This window comes from Kordia periserrulae, assembly GCF_003054265.1.
GTDB classification, from domain to species: domain Bacteria; phylum Bacteroidota; class Bacteroidia; order Flavobacteriales; family Flavobacteriaceae; genus Kordia; species Kordia periserrulae.
This window is the reverse complement of record NZ_QBKT01000002.1, coordinates 466306-485243: the sequence shown is the minus strand read 5'-3', so window position 1 is coordinate 485243 and position 18938 is coordinate 466306. Positions and strand designations below refer to the sequence as shown.

22 protein-coding genes are annotated in these 18938 nt (G+C 36.9%); 7 read left to right on the top strand and 15 right to left on the bottom strand.

The annotated features are described in order from the left end of the window. Positions 1–173: 173 nt before the first annotated feature. The 3 genes from C8N46_RS06270 to C8N46_RS06260 are packed head-to-tail and all read right to left on the bottom strand — an operon-like array spanning position 174 to position 3299. Positions 174–1613: an FAD-dependent oxidoreductase gene (locus tag C8N46_RS06270; protein WP_108114017.1), complete on the bottom strand. Its 1440-nt coding sequence runs from the start codon at positions 1611–1613 to the stop codon at positions 174–176. After that, positions 1613–2656 carry an endolytic transglycosylase MltG gene (gene mltG / locus C8N46_RS06265; protein WP_108114016.1) on the bottom strand — a complete coding sequence of 348 codons (1044 nt, stop codon included), beginning with the start codon at positions 2654–2656 and terminating at the stop codon, positions 1613–1615. Before mltG ends, C8N46_RS06270 begins: the two co-directional genes overlap by 1 nt. 19 nt (positions 2657–2675) lie before the next feature. Beyond that, the gene (locus tag C8N46_RS06260) at positions 2676–3299 is read right to left on the bottom strand and encodes an L-threonylcarbamoyladenylate synthase (protein WP_108114015.1); all 624 of its coding nucleotides are present in this window, start codon (positions 3297–3299) and stop codon (positions 2676–2678) included. A 228-nt stretch (positions 3300–3527) separates the two neighbouring features. Here C8N46_RS06260 and C8N46_RS06255 point away from each other — a divergent pair, with 228 nt between their 5' ends. Beyond that, entirely contained in the window at positions 3528–4400 is an 873-nt protein-coding gene (locus C8N46_RS06255; protein WP_108114014.1) for an alpha/beta hydrolase, read from the top strand. A gap of 103 nt (positions 4401–4503) precedes the next feature. Here the strand turns inward: C8N46_RS06255 and C8N46_RS06250 are convergent, their stop codons facing one another. From C8N46_RS06250 to C8N46_RS06240, 3 genes are read right to left on the bottom strand one after another with little or no spacing between them, the layout of a single operon-like run. Further along, positions 4504–5667 carry a hypothetical protein gene (locus C8N46_RS06250; RefSeq protein WP_108114013.1) on the bottom strand — a complete coding sequence of 388 codons (1164 nt, stop codon included), beginning with the start codon at positions 5665–5667 and terminating at the stop codon, positions 4504–4506. Beyond that, positions 5648–6166 (bottom strand): hypothetical protein, encoded by a 519-nt coding sequence (locus tag C8N46_RS06245; RefSeq protein WP_108114012.1) that lies wholly within the window; start codon positions 6164–6166, stop codon positions 5648–5650. Before C8N46_RS06245 ends, C8N46_RS06250 begins: the two co-directional genes overlap by 20 nt. Continuing rightward, complete coding sequence (locus C8N46_RS06240; protein ID WP_170110067.1) at positions 6163–6717, bottom strand: RNA polymerase sigma factor; 555 nt, start codon at positions 6715–6717, stop codon at positions 6163–6165. The genes C8N46_RS06245 and C8N46_RS06240 overlap by 4 nt, the downstream gene beginning before the upstream one ends. Positions 6718–7153: 436 nt before the next feature. On the opposite strand from C8N46_RS06240, the gene meaB reads away from it, so the two are divergent. Continuing rightward, on the top strand, positions 7154–8239 hold the full coding sequence (meaB, locus tag C8N46_RS06235; RefSeq protein WP_108114011.1) for a methylmalonyl Co-A mutase-associated GTPase MeaB: 1086 nt from the start codon (positions 7154–7156) through the stop codon (positions 8237–8239). Between the two features lies 1 nt (position 8240). Here the strand turns inward: meaB and C8N46_RS06230 are convergent, their stop codons facing one another. The 5 genes from C8N46_RS06230 to C8N46_RS06210 form a co-directional block, all read right to left on the bottom strand. Then, entirely contained in the window at positions 8241–8663 is a 423-nt protein-coding gene (locus C8N46_RS06230; RefSeq protein WP_146169747.1) for a lipocalin-like domain-containing protein, read from the bottom strand. Positions 8664–8771: 108 nt separating this feature from the next. Next, positions 8772–8966, bottom strand: coding sequence for a hypothetical protein (locus C8N46_RS06225; protein ID WP_108114009.1), 195 nt, complete (start codon positions 8964–8966; stop codon positions 8772–8774). A gap of 106 nt (positions 8967–9072) precedes the next feature. Beyond that, on the bottom strand, positions 9073–9642 hold the full coding sequence (locus tag C8N46_RS06220; RefSeq protein ID WP_108114008.1) for a phosphatase PAP2 family protein: 570 nt from the start codon (positions 9640–9642) through the stop codon (positions 9073–9075). A gap of 14 nt (positions 9643–9656) precedes the next feature. Further along, entirely contained in the window at positions 9657–9884 is a 228-nt protein-coding gene (locus C8N46_RS06215; protein ID WP_108114007.1) for a hypothetical protein, read from the bottom strand. After that, positions 9871–11262, bottom strand: a complete 1392-nt coding sequence (locus C8N46_RS06210) for an MATE family efflux transporter (protein WP_108114006.1) — start codon at positions 11260–11262, stop codon at positions 9871–9873. Before C8N46_RS06210 ends, C8N46_RS06215 begins: the two co-directional genes overlap by 14 nt. A 234-nt stretch (positions 11263–11496) precedes the next feature. Here C8N46_RS06210 and C8N46_RS06205 point away from each other — a divergent pair, with 234 nt between their 5' ends. Next, positions 11497–11688 (top strand): hypothetical protein, encoded by a 192-nt coding sequence (locus C8N46_RS06205; protein WP_108114005.1) that lies wholly within the window; start codon positions 11497–11499, stop codon positions 11686–11688. 283 nt (positions 11689–11971) lie between these two features. Further along, on the top strand, positions 11972–12169 hold the full coding sequence (locus tag C8N46_RS06200; protein ID WP_245896738.1) for a hypothetical protein: 198 nt from the start codon (positions 11972–11974) through the stop codon (positions 12167–12169). Positions 12170–12255: 86 nt separating this feature from the next. Here the strand turns inward: C8N46_RS06200 and C8N46_RS06195 are convergent, their stop codons facing one another. The 4 genes from C8N46_RS06195 to C8N46_RS06180 all read right to left on the bottom strand — a co-directional run bounded on the left by C8N46_RS06195 (position 12256) and on the right by C8N46_RS06180 (position 16822). Beyond that, positions 12256–12441: a hypothetical protein gene (locus C8N46_RS06195; protein ID WP_108114003.1), complete on the bottom strand. Its 186-nt coding sequence runs from the start codon at positions 12439–12441 to the stop codon at positions 12256–12258. Positions 12442–12535: 94 nt separating this feature from the next. Then, entirely contained in the window at positions 12536–14227 is a 1692-nt protein-coding gene (locus C8N46_RS06190; RefSeq protein ID WP_108114002.1) for an AraC family transcriptional regulator, read from the bottom strand. 263 nt (positions 14228–14490) lie between these two features. Then, entirely contained in the window at positions 14491–15444 is a 954-nt protein-coding gene (locus C8N46_RS06185; RefSeq protein ID WP_108114001.1) for a phosphoribosylaminoimidazolesuccinocarboxamide synthase, read from the bottom strand. A gap of 424 nt (positions 15445–15868) precedes the next feature. Next, positions 15869–16822 (bottom strand): PhoH family protein, encoded by a 954-nt coding sequence (locus C8N46_RS06180; protein ID WP_108114000.1) that lies wholly within the window; start codon positions 16820–16822, stop codon positions 15869–15871. 108 nt (positions 16823–16930) lie between these two features. Between C8N46_RS06180 and C8N46_RS06175 the strand changes: the two genes are divergently transcribed. The 3 genes from C8N46_RS06175 to C8N46_RS06165 are packed head-to-tail and all read left to right on the top strand — an operon-like array spanning position 16931 to position 18937. Then, positions 16931–17764, top strand: coding sequence for an SAM hydrolase/SAM-dependent halogenase family protein (locus tag C8N46_RS06175; protein ID WP_108113999.1), 834 nt, complete (start codon positions 16931–16933; stop codon positions 17762–17764). 1 nt (position 17765) lies between these two features. Beyond that, complete coding sequence (locus tag C8N46_RS06170) at positions 17766–18062, top strand: putative quinol monooxygenase (protein ID WP_108113998.1); 297 nt, start codon at positions 17766–17768, stop codon at positions 18060–18062. Between the two features lie 59 nt (positions 18063–18121). After that, positions 18122–18937, top strand: a complete 816-nt coding sequence (locus C8N46_RS06165) for a class I SAM-dependent methyltransferase (RefSeq protein ID WP_108113997.1) — start codon at positions 18122–18124, stop codon at positions 18935–18937. The last annotated feature ends 1 nt before the right edge of the window (position 18938 follow it).

The window sequence follows — 18938 nt, the reverse complement described above, 5'->3', positions numbered from 1 at the left end:
TTGTGGAAAATTGGCTGTGGTTTTCTGCAATGAAACATACACAATACGATAAGCATTAAAGTTTACATCACACCAAATCAATTCTTCCATAAACGAAAATAATTCCAAAAGCATAGCGAAGAAATAACCTTAAATCATTGAATTTTTGAATCCTTGAATTGAGCGAAGCGAAACTATATACTCTGCGGATGCTGAATGCGATTTTCAGAATCAAGCTGTTGTTTGATTTTTTTCAATTCAGGAAGATACTTGCCGTAATACGCCGTTTGAAAGTCTTTGAAGTTAATATCGGGATAATTGCGGTAATGCGCGCGAATTCCATGTTGGTAAAAATACTCCTGCACTTCTTGAAACGCCGCTAATCGACTCGCCTCTTGTGAAGGTTTGTCCCAATACGATTGCAGTTCAGACAAATACGGATAGCTTCTATGTGGATAAACCGAACGTTTTTCAGCAGCTGTCGAATTGATATTGCCACCAAGCGTATTCACTTGGTAAATCAGTCCGCGAGAAGAAATTACTTTGGAAATAACGTCGTCAATACAACCTTCAATTTCAGCAAAATCTTTATACAATCCCGCGCAAGCGTTTTTAAAATAAATAGGATGCTGCACGCCGTAAAACGTTTTTAGAGCTTTTGCTAACGGACGTTTGCTTCCAATCGTAGCTTTGTCCGATTTTGCTTTGAGTGCGTTGTACATTTGCAACACTTCTTTATCATCGTCGGAATAACTCGTGATGAGAATCGTCAGTGTCTTTCCGTTCAGGACAAAGGCAGAAAAGGCAGTTTTCGGTAATTTTTCTGTGTAACGAAACCACGTTTGCAATAACTCTTTAGCCCGTTTGGTGTCTAATTTATACGATTTGCAACGAAATGCTTGAAAGAATTTTGGCGCTTGATAGGTTCTAAATTTCATTTTCGTAACAATGCCAAAGTTTCCATTTCCGCCACCTTTACACGCTTTTAAAATAGCCGAATTACCACTTTCGTGGAGAATGTTCCCATTGCCATCTACAATGGTGATTTCTTGTAAACTATCGCAGGTTAAACCGTATTTCCGACTGAAGAAACCATAACCGCCACCGAGTGCTAGACCAGCAATTCCGACCGTAGCGCACGAACCTGATGGCAAAATGCGCTGTTTTGGTAACATTTCATCGTACAATTCTTTGAGAATACAACCTGCGCCAACAGTCAAACTGTGATCGGACGTCCATTCCATGGTTTTCATGGCAGAAACATCTACGACCAAACCGTCGTTGGTACTGGAGAAACCTTCAAAACTATGTCCACCACTTTTTACAACGACTTTTAAATCCTTGAATCTCGCGAATTTTACAGCATCTGCAACGCCTTGTGTTGTAAAACACTGCGCAATATATGTGGGCGATTGTTGAAATCGTTTGTTGAATCGTACTGCTAATTCTTGATATTCCGCATCTGCTTTTTGGTAGAGTTGTACATTTTTTGGCAACAACTCAGGCATTTTTGGCACTTCATCTTTTACATCAGATTTTTCCTTTTTAGCATCCTCACCGCAAGCAAAAACCGTATATCCGATTCCGCCTAAAACGACCAATTTTGCAAAGTCTCTTCTGTTGTAATTCGCCATTAACGGTAGATTTTACGTTCGTTTAATGCTTTGTGATATTTTCGCGCATTGATTTCGTGTTGACGATTGGTTTTCGCAAAGTTGGAATAGCCTGAAAAGTCTTCTTTCGCACAGAAAAAGATGTAATCGTGCTTTTCATAATTCAACACCGCGTCAATGTATTGCACGGACGGAATGTAAATAGGTCCTGGCGGCAAACCTCTGTATTTGTAAGTGTTGTACGGAGAATCGAGTTCTTTGTATTTGTTCAATACACGTTTGATGGTGAAATCACCCAAAATCCACACTAAAGTTGGATCGGCATCGAGTGGAATTCCACGTTTTAAACGGTTTACGTACACGCCTGCAATTTTCGGAGCTTCGTCCATCATAATGGTTTCACAAACCACAATTGAAGCCAAAATAGACACTTTGGTTTGTGACATGCCTAATGCTTTGGCTTTCGCTTTTCGTTCAGGCGTCCAAAAACGTTTGTATTCTTTGGCAAGTTTCGCAATTAAATCTTCCGCAGAAATGTCCCAATACACATTGTACGTATTTGGAATAAACATCGTATTGATAGTTGTTGGCGTAAAACCGTATTTGCTGGTGAATTTTTCGTCTGTGATGAGTTTAAGAATGTCATCCGCTGTCAGTTCAATGGTCAAAGCGATTTTTTCAGCGAGTTCTTGCTTGGTTCGTGCATTGTTGAACGTAACTTGCGTTTCTTGTTCGCCATTTCCTTGACGTAAATCTTCTACAATTTTGCTGTGTGTTACGTTTTTAGGAAAGACATATTTTCCAGCTTCCAGCGTACTTTCTTTTAGATTTCGAAGCTCCGCATATTCTTTAAACTTTTCGGTATTTTCTACGATGCCTTTTGCTTTTAAGTCTTCTAAAACTGCATCAAACGTAGCTCCTGTAGGCACATAAAAAGACACATCTTCTGTATTGGAAGCGGTTTCTTCACCATATAAATACATGGAAGCTTTTGGATAGACTAAAATTCCAACGACAATTATAATGACGAGCAATAGCAATCCAATTATTTTAAATTTCTTCATAAAATATGCACTATCAGTTTTAAAGAATAACGTCAATATCGCCTTTTCCTTCACGAATTACTTCAGGCTCATAACCCGACAAATCAATAATGGTAGAAGCTACATTGTCGCCATAACCGCCATCAATTACTGCGTCTACCAAATGATCCCATTTTTCATAAATCAGTTCTGGATCGGTCGTATATTCAATAATATCATCATCATCGCGTATAGAAGTAGATACAATCGGGTTTCCCAGTTCGCGCACCAACGTTCGGATGATGTTGTTGTCTGGCACACGAATTCCGACCGTTTTTTTCTTTTTAAATACTTTTGGTAGATTGTTGTTTCCCGCAAGGATAAACGTATACGGACCCGGAAGCGCTTTTTTGAGAATTTTATAAGTTGCCGTATCAATCTGACGAATGTAATCGCTAATATGACTTAAATCGTTACAGATAAAAGAGAATTTTGCTTTGTCTAATTTTACGCCTTTTATCTGTGCGATACGTTCCAGCGCGCGCGCATTCGTAATATCACAACCCAAACCGTACACCGTATCGGTTGGATAAATCACCAAACCGCCATCACGAAGAATGTCCACAACTTGCTTTACCTGTCGCGGATTCGGATTTTCGTTGTATAGTTTAATAAATTCTGCCATGATTACGGACGATTACATAACTACAAAAGTAATTGATTTTTCGTTAAAAAACGTATTTCTGGTAGAATCGGATAATTATCAACCAAATCTTGCTTCTATAAAAAATCAACTTCCTGATTTTTAATTATTTTCACAAACAATGCCACACTCAAATTTTAAGGGAACATTAAGAGTTGCGCATCCTTTTTTTTGAGATATTGCGTTATCGTTGACATTAAACCCTTTCGCATGAAAAAAACGCTTTCCCTTTTCGTTTTGAGTCTTTTTATGGTGTTGAACTATTCCTGTAGTTCGGATGCACTTGATTTGAATGACAATCTATCGCCTACCAACCCTTCTACGGTTGCTGCTGCTACGTTACTCGATGTTTCGTATGGCGCAGATGTCAATCAGAAATACGATATTTATTTACCGCAAAACAGAACGTTAGACACCAAAGTGGTTATTTTAGTGCATGGCGGCGGCTGGACAAGTGGCGATAAGTCTGATATGAGCAGTTTTGTAGAGTTGATGCAAGCCGATTTGCCGCAGTATGCTGTAGTAAATATTAATTATCGTTTGGCAAACGAAACAACCTCACCTTTTCCTATGCAATTGGAAGATATTACAACAATTATCAACGATTTGAAAGCTCGAAATGAAGAATATATTATTTCAGAAGACTATGCGTTTTTAGGAACTAGTGCGGGCGGACATTTATCGTTGTTATGGAGTTATGCGTACGACACACAAGCGGATGTCAATATGGTCGTAAGTATTGTTGGACCGACAAACTTAGCTGATGAAGCTTATTTGAACGCTGCCGATCCAATCATACAAGGATACATTGATGTGTTGGGCACAGAAGTGGTGATTCCGTTTTTGGAAACCTACAGCCCTTTTCACCAAGTAACGGCTGCTGCGCCACCAACAGCGTTGTTTTACGGCGGACAAGATCCGTTGATTCCAAATTCGCAAGGAAGCGATTTAAGCAATCGTTTAACACAACTTGGCGTTACGCACGAATTTACATTTTATCCAGAAGAAGGTCACGGCTGGACAGGCGTAAACGCGATTGATACGTGGGTAAAGTTTATAGATTTTGCTTTGGAACATCATTAGGTTTGTTATTTGTTATTCGTTTTTTGTTTTTTGTTTTTCGTCGAATCAGATGTAACTTTCTGGTTTACTACTACATAATGAACAACTAGCAACTAGCAAAAAACTACCTATACAAAAGCGTCACAAAACCATGCACAATATCGAGTTTAAAGGTGTTTTTCCGCGTTTCTGAATCATCTTTTCCAATGGTGAACATTTTTGACTTTTTACCATCGCGACTTGGTTGCGCGACGATTTTCGTGCCGCCATCGTTCAAAATAGCATCATGTCCGTATGCTTCAAGATAATAGTGCTGCTTTTTCTCGTTAAAAATGTTGATGTCTGAATATTCGCAAAACATTTCAATCGACTCAAAGTTTTCTCCTAAATTGTAAAAGAAGTACTTGCTCTTAAAATCGCGAAATTTTACATTTTTCTTGATTTCCCCAACAGAGATTTTAGAAAATTCGGTGTCTATCATCGTATTTTCCAGCTCGCCAATCAAACCATTACTGATGTTTCTAAGCATGTATCTTCCGCCTGAAATCTCTTTCACTTTGAGATTTCCGTTCATAATCGCCATATTATTGTGCTCGTTTTGAAGCGTTTCTGCCTGTAAGGTTCCTTCTTTAAAGTTTCCACGAATGACATTTGTAAACGTTCCGTCAAAAGTTATCGTTGCATTGTCTGCCATGATATCAATCGTGATGTATTTCGGAACATAGACGACATATTGCGAACGAATGCTCAAAATTTGTTTGTTGGAACTGTTATCGATGTCTTTTAAAGGAACTTTGTCACCATTTTCAAATAACACATAACCGTCCAAATCCTCAAAACCATCGTCACTCGTGTCAATTTCTCGATGGATATCTGAAACCGATTTGTGTTTTTTCTCGGAGTCATTGTCCCATGAAAGATTTTCCAAGCGAATTTCCCCAGATTTCAACTGATAACTCAATCTGCCAATGGAAGTCTGCGAGTTGTTTTCTATCTGCAAAAAGCTGGTATCATCCATGGACGATTGCATACGAGCCGACACTATCACATTATCAGAGATGTTTTTGATTTCTTTTTCGGAATAATTCTTAAAATCTATTGAAAAATCGACCTTCACTTCATCTTTATTCCACGTTTTAAAGGTAACGTCAATATTGTTCGTTTGAAATCTTAGTTGTGTTTTTTCAGTAACATAAAATGTTTTTTGATACTTTTTTTCTGTCTGAGCTGTCAATCCAACTGTAAAAAATACGAGTAGTAGAAAGACTTTATAAGGTTTGTTGTTCATTTTTTAATCGTTTTAAATGTTGTTGAATTTCCTGCAAAAGTGTCAAGCGCATTTGCAAGTTTTGAATCATTTTTTCCAGCGTTGTCAAGCTATTTTTTTGTACTAAGAACGTTGCTTTCAATTCTTGATACGACGCGTCTAAATGTTGCAAGCGTTCTTCGTACTTTTTTACCAAATAACTATCATTTGCCGAGAGTTGAAACGTTTCCCATTCCGAAGCAATATTTTTTAAATACTCGTCTTCAATCGCTTTCATTTCTGCAAATAGTGAAGGCTGCGCAGCTTCTTTACCATAATTTGCATATACAAAAGCTCCAATTCCTATCAGCAATACACATGCAGCTGCAATGGCACGCCAATAGAAAAAGGATTTTATAACACTGGAATTCGTTTCGGTTACTGTCAATTTTTCTAAAAATTCAGCGCGATGTCCTTTCGGTAACGTTGGTGTTTCCGCAGGAGCATCATTTTCGTGTAAGATGTCTTTTATATTGTTCATAACGATATCTTATGTTTGTATGTGTCTTGTAATTTATCTTTCAATTTCGCCTTTCCGCGCATTAATTGTGTGCGTGAGGTTTGAACAGGAATGTCTAGTATTTCTGAAATTTCTTGATGATCGTATCCTTCTATCAAATACAATTGTAACACGTATTTGTATTTTGCGGGTAACCTTTCTATGGTGTGAAGAATCTCTTGTTTGGTCACATTCACGGAAATTTCCCAAGAAGCATCGTCGTCAACAATCGCTAGGGTTTGATGGCTCATTTCTTCGTACACCAGCGAGCGTTTTTTCAACGTATCCATACATTGATTGATAACAATTCGCTTCAACCACGCACCAAAAGTGAATTCGCTTTTGTATTGTGACAAACGCGTAAATGCTTTTAAAAAGGCTTCCTGCATCACATCTTTGGCATCTTCCCGATTGGAAATATATCGACAAGCGACCACATACATGCCATCTGCGTACAAATCATACAATTGCATTTGTGCTTTTCGGTTGCCTTGCAGACATTTTTTTACAATTTCGAAATGCTTTGGGTTCATGTGTTTGGTTTGTGTTCTATTGTAAATACGAGGCTTTTTGGGTAGCGTTTCATTTTTTTGTCAGAAGATTGGACTTTGTTAGATTGTTAGACTTTTTAGATTTCATAGCACTTCTCGATACAAAATCTCTACGAGATTTCACTCGAAGTGACGCTATTTGATGGAAGATTAACGATTGTTGATTTATTTGATTTTCGATAACATAAACGTCAGATTGAGTGATTTTCGTACTAAAATGAGAAAATTGTATAGAGCACTTCTCTGAAACTTTTTAGTTTATCTGTTTAAGCGTTTAAAAGTTTAGTTAAAAAAAATCAACATTCAACATTCAAGATTCAGCATTCAAGATTTCAGTTTAAGAATCATTCCTTCTTTTAATTTTCCAATCAAAAATTATATCGTAATTTCGTTTATAAACGTAAAATAGGCAATTTTCTTGAGTTCAAAACCAACACATACTTCTGCGTTACATGAAAAAGATGGCGTTTCACAACCTGATTCGTTAAACAAATCGTCCATCGCTTCCATCAAAAAAAATAGAAGAAAACAACCTTCTGTAGATGAATTGGTTACAGGAATTTTGAATCAAGATAAAGTCGCGTTGAGTCGTGCTATTACCTTAGTAGAAAGTAAAAACACCAAACATCTCGAGAAAGCTACAGCAATTATTGAAAAGTGTTTGCCGCATGCTAATAAGTCGATTCGAATTGGCATTACTGGCGTTCCTGGCGTCGGAAAAAGTACGTTTATTGAAGCCTTTGGGAAGCATTTGACGAGTTTAGGGAAGAAAGTTGCCGTATTGGCGGTAGATCCAAGCAGTTCTATTTCGAGCGGAAGCATTTTAGGTGATAAAACCCGTATGGAAGAGTTGGTGAAGGATGAAAACGCTTTTATTCGTCCGTCCGCTTCTGGAGATTCGCTTGGCGGTGTGGCTCGAAAAACGCGCGAAACAATTATTTTGTGTGAAGCTTGCGGATTTGATACGATTATTATTGAAACGGTTGGTGTGGGACAGAGTGAAACCGCCGTGCATAGTATGGTAGATTTCTTTTTGTTGTTGAAATTGGCTGGTGCCGGAGACGAATTGCAGGGCATTAAACGTGGCATTATCGAAATGGCAGACGCGATTGTGATTAATAAAGCCGACGGCGATAACGTGAAGCGTGCGCAAATGGCACGAACGGAATTTAAACGTGCATTACATCTCTATCCACAAAAAGCTTCTGAGTGGCAACCCAAAGTTGTAACAGCTTCTGCGCTACAAAAAAATGGTATTGACGATGTGTGGCAAATGATTTCAGCTTTTCGCGAAAGCACCAAAAATAACGGTTATTTTGAAAATCACCGGAAGCAGCAGAATCGTTTTTGGTTGTTACAAACCATTGAAGAACGCTTGAAACATAATTTTTATACCAATGAAAAGGTGAAAAACGTATTGGGTGACTATTTAAACGCCACAGAAAACAGCATGATTTCTCCGTTTCATGCGGCACAACAATTGTTAAAGTTATTGAATAGCTAGACTATGGTGTTGCTTCTTTTTCATATTTTTCGCTACAACCTTCAATACACGGATAATGAATAAGTAGTTTTCCTTCAGTAGAGATTTCAAAATTGACTGGAAAAGGTAAATCAAAATCGCAGTTTGTTACATTTAAAACTCCTGTATCTGCCGAGTAAGTTCCAGTACCAGCTTCTTGATCTGCTACCAAAAGCATGTTGCAAAGAGAATAATTAGAAGTAACTTCTCCATTCGAATTAAAAGTTACTGTTTTGTCCGAAGTAATTGCTATAAATGTACCACTTCCATCTCCTGGATCGACAAGACGTTCAATCAATTTCCAGTTTCCAATAAGCGAGACTTCTTCAGGTGTTTCTGTGTTATCATCGCTTGCACAAGAAAATAGGAATGAAGTTGCTACAAAAAGGCATAAAATTTTTTTCATATAAATCGGTTTATGGTAATGTTTGTCTTTTAGATGATAAAAGTACAATTTGGTTGCGCCTAAAAATATAAAAAAGTGAACCGAAGTCCACTTTTTCATGTTTTTATATTACAATTCACAATCCCAAACGGTGTGACATTCAGTGTCAGTGCAATCTCTTTCGGTTGGACAATCGCACCACGAGTTTTCTGTCCAACGACAGCCGTATAACGTAGTATCTTCTCCACCTTTTAAAAGGTTTTGCGTCAAGCTTGAAATTGATTTTTTGTTCAATTGTAAGGTTTGTAATTTTTGCTTTTTCATGGTTTAAATTTTAAGTTATTAAAGCTTAAAGATAACCATTCGTAGTCGCAACCGTTTCTATTTTAGGAGTACCTTAACAGAATTTTGCAAGAATTTACTCGAATCATCAAGCATATTTTCGAATCAAAAATTGGCGGAATTTGTACAAAAGTGTTCCGTAAATCGCGCCAACAATGGCTCCCGTAAGCACATCGCCAGGAAAATGGACACCAATATAAATTCGGCTGTAGCCAACAAATGCTGCCCAAATTAATAGGAAAGGAAAGATATAGTTAAAATGTTTTTTTAAGACCAGCCCAATAAATACAGCTAACGCCATCGCATTAGACGCATGTCCTGAGAAATAGCCATACGCGCCGCCACAAGAATCTTTGACCAAACGCAGATGCTCCATTAAGTCTTCGGTGTAGCAAGGTCGCGGACGTAGAAAAAGTGTTTTTTTAAACAAATTTGCCGTTTGGTCAGTAATTGTAATGAGCAACGCAACCAATACCAAAGTAAAAAAGATTTCCTTTTTTTTGTGTGTTTTGATGATGAGAAACAACAAAAAAGCATACAACGGAATGGCGTAATATTTATTGGTGATGAACATCCAAAAACCATCCCAAGTGGGCGTTCCGAGTCCGTTGAGAAATAGAAAAACTTCTTTGTCAAATTGTATCAGTTGATCAATCATGTAGCTAAATTATGCTATTCGTCGTAACGCTCCAATTCACGATCGTAGAAATCGTTGGCAGCTTGAAATAAATTTTCTGCTTCAGAAGCCAATTCTTTTTCATCTTCCTTGTCAAATTCTTCCATCCACTCTACCTCATCATTTTCTAGATTGATGATAAATCGTGGAAACTCAGTGTGTACAATAAAAATTGCGTTGGGATAATCGGTGTTATCGCCCAATAAAAATTTAGGAAGCTCCATGCGTCAGTTGCTTATTTATAAGTTTTTTGGATAAATAATTAAATCTAATATACAATAATATTGCTGAAGTTGTCAATCCTGCCAATAAACCAATCCAAATTCCAGTACTTTTATATTCGGTGTGCAATCCGAGATAATACGAGGTTGGAAAACCAACAATCCAATACGCAATAAAGGTAATAAGTGTTGGAATTTTCACGTCTTGCAAACCGCGTAAAATCCCCAGTCCGACAACTTGTATTCCATCCGAAATTTGAAAAAACGCCGCAACAAGTAAGAGTTTTGCTGCCGTAATGATTACTTCTTCATTATCCACCATATTGATGATATTGTGCTCGTTGACGTATAAGGTTGGAAACCAATCGTTGAATAACATAAACATTCCTGCGAAGAAAACATCAATAATCAATACCAAAAACAACAGTGATAATGCGATGCGTCGCAATTCTGAAAATTGCTGTAATCCTTTTTGGTTTCCTACTCTAATCGTTGCCGCAACACTGAGTCCCATGGCAACCATAAAGGTCATGGCAGATAAGTTTAGTGCAATTTGATTTGCCGCTTGCGCATTTTTACCTAAAATCCCTGACAACCAAATAGCAGCCGTAAATATCGCTACTTCAAACAACATTTGTAACGACGACGGAAAACCTAAGGCAATGATTTTTTTTAAGACAGATTTTTGGATGCTTTTAAAGTCAAAATTTGTAACATACGCTCTGAATTTTTGTTTGTAGCGCAGCAATAACCAAATAAAGAGCAACATGATAATTCGCGATGCTAGCGTACCAATTGCAGCACCAATGATTCCCCATTTTGGAAAAATCCAGATTCCGAAAATTAAGAAGTAATTGATAATGACATTTACCACATTTGCTAGTAAAGTTGCCCACATGGCGTATTTGGTTTGTGACAATCCGTCTGCAAATTGCTTAAACGCTTGAAACATGATTAACGGAATCAACGAAGCGGCAACCAAATTTAAATAAGGCATCGCAAGAACAACGACTTCTTCAGGCTGCTTCATTTCGTACATTAACGGTTTGGCTAGCAAAACACCGACAAATACAACAATTCCGATGATGGTGCAAAGAATCAAACCGTGTTTTAAGGCACTTTTTACCTTTTGCTTGTTTCCTGCTGCATCTGCTTCAGCGACTAAAGTGGTGATTGCTGTGGAAAATCCGATACCGAGTGACATCGCAATGAAGAGAAAACTATTCCCTAAAGACACTGCGGCGAGTTCCGCCGTTCCCAATTGTCCCACCATTGCATTATCTACAAAACTTACAAAGGTATGCCCCAACATTCCTAGGATAATTGGAGACGCCAATTTAAGATTATACCTAAATTCTTTCGTGTAGTTTTGTAAAATCACAGGTTTGTTTTTGACGTGGCAAATATAGCCTTCTTTTCTTGTAAAGACGCATACTTTGAAGTGAATTTACCCTTTCTATTTTATAAAATAAACAGCTTGATTTTTAAAACAGACATAAGAGTTCTTTTATTCGAAAAAATCTCCTATTACATTTGGAATGTCATAAATTATGCATGAGTGGCTTAAAACAATTGTGATTTATGATTTCAGATTATTAACTTAAAACTAAAAACAATGAAAAAAAACATTTTAAACATCAAAGGTGTTTCTGCGATCTCTAAGGAGCAACAAAGCCAAATTAATGGTGGAGCAGGATACGACCTATCAAAATGCGGATGCGATTGCGCAGGACGCGTTACAGGACCAAAATATTGCAGCTGGTTTATTGCTTGTCCACAAGTATATACTTGCGGTGACACTATTTAAGTCGACACCAAAACATAAAATCAAATCATCATATAGTTATTCATAAGCACAACTATATTTAGGGGAAAGAAAGGCTTCATGTTACAACATTGAAGCCTTTTCGATTATCTACTCCGTTTTTCAGCGCGTTTTTAGTGTATTCACTTTATAAAACAAACAACTACAATTTTTAAAACGAAAACGATTCCTCTTTTATTCTTATAAAACTGTATGTAATTTTAATAGTAGAAGCGTTGACTTTACACATTTAAAAAAACAAATATTAACTATAACATTCGTAATAATGAGTAAAATTTTAAACATTAAAGGAGCTACTGAGATTTCAAAAGCAGCTCAGAGTAAAATCAATGGTGGAATTGGGAGTAATCCAGATTTATCAAAATGTGGATGTGACTGCGCAGGACGCGTTACAGGACCATTTTATTGCAATTGGTATATAGCGTGTCCGCAAGTGTATACTTGTGACGATGCTACATTTTAATTTTAGAGGTTAATTAAGATTAATTTACAAAAAAAGGCTTCTTGAGTGATTGCAAGAAGCCTTTCAAATCTTTTTAATAAATAATCTTAGGCACAATCATTCGTGTCTTCTGTAGATTGTGTTCTTCCGCCTTTTGGAGTTCTTGATTCTTCTGGCGCGCATTCTGGAAATACCGTATTTGGGACGGTAGTTCCTCTTCCAATGATAGCATAAGAATTGACTCTTGCGATTTTTATTTTGTTAAAGGCTAATGGTTTTCGATTTGTTTTCATGATGGGTATATTTATTAGTTTTATTCAAGATACATAACAACTTGCTTTATACATCAAAAAAAGTCTTGCTAATTTATAAATTGAACAGTCTTTTTTAACGTATTTTTTTGAGATATGTAGATGGGTTTTCGCCTGTTTTAGCTTTAAAAGCACGCGAGAACGAACCATGACTTTTATAACCAACTTCTTTGGCAATTGCCTTAATAGTGTACATCCTAAATTTCTTATCGTTCTCCAATCGATTGAGTGTATATTGAATGCGAAGATTGTTTAAGTATTCGGTAAAGGTCATCTTTTTATGCACATTCAAAATGGTAGATAAATACGTCGTATTGGTATCAATCTTTTTCGCCGTTGCATACAAATTGTATTTAGGATTTAGGTAAAATTCCTGTGCTTCCAAATTTTTCAACTTTTGAAGTATCTCATCAACAGTTTTATCGCTTTTAATGCTGGTTTGTGTGGTCGATTTTTCTTTTTTAGCGATTGAAACTGTTTTTTCTAGTTCGTTTTCTGTTACAGAAACTACTGCTGCTTTTTTCTTAGAAATTTGTTTGTAGAGTAAGAAGCTAAAAACTGCAATCACAATGATAGCGATTGCTAAAAAACTGTAAAAACGCTTTTTATCTTTTTGATGTTGCGCTTCAAATTTATTTTTAAGTTTTTCAATTTCGTATTGCGTTGCCGTTTGAAAAAACGCCGTTTTATCTTGTCGCTCCGCAATTTCCTTCTGAATATCTGCTGATTTTTGACGATAGACAGATTCGTTTTCAAATTGCTTACTACTTTTATACACATCAGCTTTCAACACTAAAGCGTCATAATAATCGGTTTCTAAGAGAAATTTTTGCTGGTAACGTGCTTCCAACTCGTCAAGCAATGCCAATGCTTTGGAAGTTTCTCCTCTTTGAAAATGATTGTCGGCTAGCAAATACATAATTTTAGAAATTTGCTTTTCATTCTGTAAATCGGTGAAAATTTCTTTGGAAGCGGTTAAATTTTCATGTGCTTCCGCATATTTTCCTTGTGCAGTATGTGTTTTCCCTTTTAGTTCGTACAAATAGGCCTTTCCTTCAATATCTTGATAATAATCGGCAATGATGATGCCTTTATCAATATAAGACATGGCAGAATCCAACAATATTTCAGCTTGATACGCTTTAGCCAAAAACATGTGATAATTAATATAATCTTCCACATAATTGATAGAATCTTTTTCAATGAGTTGCTTCTCTTCTATCGTTTGGATGGCTTCTTTGAAACTCTTTTTAGCTTCTTGAAAATTCTTTAAATCCAAACTCAAAATCCCCATGTTTCCATTCACGTTGATGAGCTGCATGGTGCGTTTATTACGTTGCGCGACTTCATACGCATCCAACAAAATTTCGCCTGCTTTGTATTTGTTTCCTAGTTCAATCTCAGTGGTAGCAATGGCAATCTTAGTTTGCACATAGCGCGCGCTGTCGGCGTCGTCGGAAATATGTCGCAATGCTTTTTCATATTCGGACATCGCATCTTTGTAAATGCCTCTACTTTGGTAAAATTCGCCTAAATAAAAATGCGCACGATAGGTATGAACAGAATCGTTAAACGTAGAAGCTTTGTGGTAATATTCCATCCGAAGTTGCATGATGGAATCGGTTTCAATTCCTTGATAATTCAACACCGCTTCTTCTGCTTCTTCCAATAATTGTTTTGTACTATTCGCGCTTTGCTGAGAAGACGTATCTGCACAAGCAATCACTAGAAAAAATAAAAGATAGTATAGAAAAAAGCGATTCATCATCTGGTAAATAGGCTATAATACGAATTTAGCTCTAAGCTACAACTTTATAGGTGAAGTGGCATCTTAGAATTAAAATCATATAAGAATATACTTTTTTATAAATATAACGAAGCTTTTTTAGCGTCTTTTTTTTAAATATCGCTAAAAAAACTGATGCTCAACGCACTACAATAGGTTAAGAAATGATAGGGAAATACAGACTTTTCTGATTAAAAATCGCTTCTGTGTTATTTGTAATACAATTTAGACTAAAATCGGTACAATTAAAAATGACTTTCTAAAAAACTAACGACATTTTGCTCTATTCTATGCTGAATATTGGAAACATCTGCCTTTTCAAAAGTATCGCCAGTAATGTTTTCGTAAAGTTCAATATAACGGTCAGAAACGGAATTGATATAGTCATCGCTCATAAAAGGCACTTCTTGACCTTCTTTGCCTTGAAATCCGTTGCTAATCAACCATTGGCGTACGAATTCTTTCGATAATTGTTTTTGTGGCTGTTGTTTGGCTTGCAATTCCTCGTAGGTATCCGCATAAAAATAACGAGAAGAGTCTGGTGTGTGAATTTCATCAATCAACACGATTTTACCCTCTTTTGTTTTCCCGAATTCGTATTTGGTATCTACCAAAATCAAACCGCGTTCTTTGGCAATTTTTGTGCCTTCTTCAAAAAGTAATCGTGTATAGTTTTCCAACTGCACATAATCTTCTTCCGAAACGATTCCGCGTGCTAAAATATCTTCGCGAGAAATATCTTCATCGTGTGCTCCCATTTCCGCCTTTGTTGCCGGTGTGATGATTGGTGATGGAAATTTATCATTTTCAATCATACCGTCAGGCATTGCTACACCACACAAGGTACGTTTTCCAGCTTTGTACTCACGTGCTGCATGTCCCGACAAATACCCACGAATCACCATTTCCACTTTAAAAGGCTCACAATTGTGACCAATCGCAACATTTGGATCTGGTGTCGCTAGCAACCAATTTGGCACCAAATGTTCCGTAGCTTTCATCATTTTCGTCGCAATTTGATTCAGAATTTGTCCTTTAAACGGAATTCCTTTCGGCATCACCACATCAAACGCTGACAAACGATCGGTAGCAATCATGACTAACACATCCTCGTTAATCGTGTACACTTCGCGTACTTTTCCTGTGTATTTCGCAGTTTGATTCGGAAAGTTGAAATTTGTTGCTGTTATGGTGTTCATTTTTTTTTGGGTGTTGGGTTTTTGGTGTTGGGTATTAGGTTTTGGGTGTTAGGTTTTGGGTGTTAGGTGTTAGGTGTTAGGTGTTTTGTTGTTCGTTGTTCGTTGTTCGTTATTCGTTTTTTGTCGATTCGTCTATTTGTCTTTACTCTTAAATACTGACTCTTGTTTCTTTTTGTTATTTGTTGTTTTGATTGAAAACTGCCGTCATTTCAAGTGATTTTCTGTCATATCGAGCGCAGTTGAGATAGATAGAAAATTGTATCGAGAAGTGCTTTGGTACTAAAATTACGATTCAAAGTACTTCTCGATACTAAACTCTTTCAGAATTTTACTCGAAGTGACGTTTTAGTCTTTTTCAATTCAAAGTTGAACATCAAAAAAACACTTTTACATTTAAAATTTAACATTCGACATTTATAATTTCCTAATTCTGATGCTCTATACTTTTATAGGCTTCAATAACTTTCTTAACCAATCTGTGACGTACCACGTCTTTGTCATCCAAGTAAATCATTCCGATACCTTTGATGTCTTTTAGCACTAATAATGCTTCTTTCAATCCTGAAATGACTCTTCTTGGCAAATCTATCTGTCCTGGATCGCCTGTAAGCATGAATTTTGCATTTTTCCCCATACGCGTCAAAAACATCTTCATTTGCGCATGCGTGGTATTTTGTGCTTCATCCAAAATCACAAATGCATTGTCTAACGTTCGTCCACGCATAAATGCCATCGGCGCAATTTGAATGGTGCCATCTTCAATGTATTTTGCCAATTTTTCTGGCGGAATCATATCGCGCAACGCATCGTATAACGGTTGCATGTACGGATCGAGTTTTTCTTTTAAATCGCCCGGTAAGAAACCTAAGCTTTCGCCAGCTTCTACTGCTGGACGTGTTAAAATGATACGTCTGACTTCCTTATTTTTCAACGCTCTCACAGCCAAAGCCACGCCTGTATAGGTTTTTCCTGTTCCTGCGGGACCAATGGCAAACACCATATCGTTCTTATTCATCAATTCCACCAACTTACGTTGATTTGCCGTCAAGGCTTTGATCAATTTTCCATTAGTGCCGTGTACCAACACTTCTCCACTCGCTTCTGAGGTATCATAATCTTTGGAGCTTTGACTTGTCAATACGCGTTCAATGACATTTTCATCAATTTTGTTGTATTTGGCAAAATGTTCCATCAACATGGTCAAGCGCTTGTCAAATTCTTCCAATAACGCTTCATCGCCGTAGGCTTTTATTTTGTTTCCTCTAGCGACAATTTTTAGTTTTGGAAAGTACTTTTTAAGCAATTCTATATTGGTGTTTTGATGACCAAAAAACTCTCGTGGACTGATTTCTGAAAGTTCAAAAATAATTTCGTTCAAAAGCGACTCGTATTAAAGATTAGATTTCCGTTTTGTTTTTTTAGATTTGCAAAGCAAACTTACCATTTTTTAATAGATTAAACTTAAAAAAATATCAACAATTCGCCAATGGCAATTATAACTTTGACAACTGATTTTGGGGAGAAAGACCATTTTGTGGGCGCAGTTAAAGGAGCTATTTATAGTGAACTTCCCGATGTTCGTATTGTTGATATCTCACACAGTATCAATCCATTTAGCATTACGGAAGCGGCTTATATTATTCAAAATGCGTTTAATAGCTTCCCAAAAGGCAGTATTCATATTATCGGAATCGACTCAGAGTTGAATCCTGAAAACAAGCATATTGCGCTCAAATTGGACGGTCATTTTTTTGTGTGTGCCGATAATGGCATTATGAGTTTGATTGCTTCTGAGATTGTTCCTGAAAAGATTGTAGAGATTAATATCCACGATCGAATTGAGTCAAATTTCCCTGTGTTGGATGTGTTTGTTCAAGTGGCATGTCACATCGCACGCGGCGGAACGTTGGAAGTAATTGGAAAAACGATTCAAGAAATCAAGTACTTAACAGGCATCAAACCTGTGGTGAATACGGATGAAACGCAGATTATTGGAAACGTAATTTATATTGACAATTACGGCAACGTGATTACCAATATTTCACGAAAGTTGTTTAAAGATGTTGGAAAAGGACGAAAATTTGAAATTTCTGCACGAAATTACAAGTTTAGAACGATTCACGAGTGTTACAGCGACGCAATTAATTTCAACCTAGAAAAACACAAACGCGAAGAAGATGGTAAAAAGTTAGCGTTGTTCAATTCGGCAAATTTTTTAGAATTGGCAATTTACAAAAGCAATCCGCAAACGGTTGGGAGCGCTTCTACCCTTTTTGGCTTGCGATTTAGAGATACCATAACGATAAATTTTAGTTCTTAATATGTTTGTACGCATCGTAAAAATGAGCTTTCACCAAAAATACATTCCCGATTTTTTGGCAATGTTTGAAGAAAAAAAACAGTCCATCAAAAATCGTGAAGGTTGTGAATTTTTGGAGTTATATCAAGATAAAAACAATCCTGAAATCTTCTTTACGTACAGTCATTGGCGACATGTAGACGATTTGGAAGCGTATCGAAATTCGGACTTGTTTAAAGATGTGTGGAAGCAAACCAAAGCCATGTTTAACGACAAACCGTATGCGTGGAGTGTGGACAAATTGGTAAGTTTATCCTAAAAAAATACTAGAATACAGAAGCGAACGTTACACATTCAAAGAATTGTTTATAAAACCGTATGTTAAGATCAATCTATTATAAATTATCACCCAAACAGCGATTATTACTGCGCAAAGTTGTGTACGCGCCTATTGATCTTTTCAGAAAACGCCACGAGCTCGAACCGCCAAAAGGGTATGTGTACACAGGTCCTGGAAATTATATCGAAATTGGTGAAACTTTTTTTGAATACTTCCAACAATACGGAAACATTCAACCCAACAGTCGCATCTTGGATATTGGCTCTGGAATTGGGCGTATGGCGATTCCGTTTACGAACTTTTTAAGCCAAGAAGGAAGCTACAAAGGTTTTGATGTGGTGGCGCAAGGTGTGAATTGGTGTACGGAACATATCACCTCAAAATATCCGAATTTTACCTTCACACACACGCCACTAAAAAACGACTTATACAACCTAAATACAAACGCAGAAGCGAAAGATTTTACCTTTCCATACAACAATAAAAGTTTCGATTTTGCCTTTTTAACGTCTGTTTTTACACACATGATGCCCGAAGATGTCTTGCATTATTTAGACGAAATTCACCGTGTGTTGGACGATGAAAAAATATGTTTGGCAACGTTTTTTGTGTTGGATGAAATCTCGCGAAAGCACATGCAATCGAGCAAAATGAACTTTAAAATTCAGCGTGACAATTACGCATTGATGGACGAAAAAGTGAAAGAAGCCAACGTGGCGTTTGACAAAGCGTATTTATTTGCACAGTTTGAAGCCAAAGGTTTTACCATAAAACACTATTTTCCAGGCACATGGTCTGGAAGAACCGAAAATACCGTATCGTACCAAGATATTATTATATTACAAAAGAAATAAC